Here is a 1,180-nt window from a genome sequence, read left to right on the forward strand (position 1 = left end):
GACCAGAAGGAGGTCACTCCGGTCCTGATCGCCGCCATGCTGAAGGTGGAGAGCGACTTCGACCCGGACCTCTCCGACCCCGACAACAACGAGTACGGCATCGCCCGCTGGACCCCGCGCGTTCTGCGCTGGTGGATGAACGAGGACGGCACCCCCGGCGAGACGGTCCCCCAGCCCCCCTTCCCGCCCGCCGAGTCCATCCCGGCGATGGGCCGCTACCTGTGCTGGATCGCCCCGCGCCTGCACGAGAACCTGCCGGGCGACCGGCAGGTCCTGATCGCCTCCGCGTACCGCACGTCGTACCGCACCCTGAACGCGACGAAGGGCGTGCCCCCGGACGTACGCGTCTACGCCGACCGCATCGCCCACTTCCTGGAGGAGTACGCACCACCCGGCAAGAAGTGACACGCCGATTTTGCCAACCCTTGGGGTATCCGCATCCGCCCTCCTGCCCTGGACGCAGTTTCTTTCGGGGGAGGAAGCCGAAGCCACGATGCACAGCATCACTGTCGTGCCCATGCACAGCACGGCCCCGGACGAGCTGAAGCCGAGGCGCGGCCCGCACCCGGCGCAACGGACCGAGGTCCGTCCGGCCGGGCATCCGCCCCGCCGGTTCGCCGACGGCTTTCCGGTCAACACCCGGCGGGCCGAGGGCAGTTCGCGGTCGTCACACACCGCTGAAAATACTCCGTCTTCCCGACCCGAACATGCGAACATGCTCTCGATTCCCTTGATCTGGAGGAAGGTTCACGCATGAGACTCACCCGCGGTGCCCTGCTCGTCGCGGCCTGCGCCCTGGCCCCCGCCCTGCTGCTCACCGCCTCCGTATCGCGATCGCACGCATCCTGGCGGACGAGGACAGCGGCCGCGGGGTCACCCGCGAGGCCAACGAGGCGCTCGACGGCTCCGTGGAGGACATGCGGGAGTTCCTGAAGACGGGCTACCGCCTCGCCCAGGCCGAGGACGACCGCGTCGCCATCGTCCGCATCCTGAGCGACCCGGACTCCGGCCGAGGCGTCAAGAGGGAGGCCACCGAGGCCCTCGACACCAACACCCCCGAGGCCCTGCGCGCGTTCCTGGAGACCGGCTACCGCCTCGCCCAGGCCGAGGACGACCGCGTCGCCATCGTCCGCATCCTGAGCGACCCGGACTCCGGCCGAGGCGTCAAGAGGGAGGCCAC

General features: G+C 69.9%; 1 protein-coding gene and 1 pseudogene. Both read left to right on the forward strand.

Translation table 11 applies throughout. The features are described from left to right. A partial coding sequence (locus ABZ281_RS50055) for a lytic transglycosylase domain-containing protein (protein WP_356665564.1) occupies positions 1-405 on the forward strand: 405 nt, incomplete at its 5' end. A 348-nt stretch (positions 406-753) separates the two neighbouring features. After that, a pseudogene (locus tag ABZ281_RS50060) lies at positions 754-1,180 on the forward strand (ALF repeat-containing protein); the annotation flags it as partial.

Origin of the sequence: Streptomyces sp. NPDC006265 (assembly GCF_040613555.1) — a bacterium.
Classification (GTDB): Bacteria; Actinomycetota; Actinomycetes; order Streptomycetales; family Streptomycetaceae; genus Streptomyces.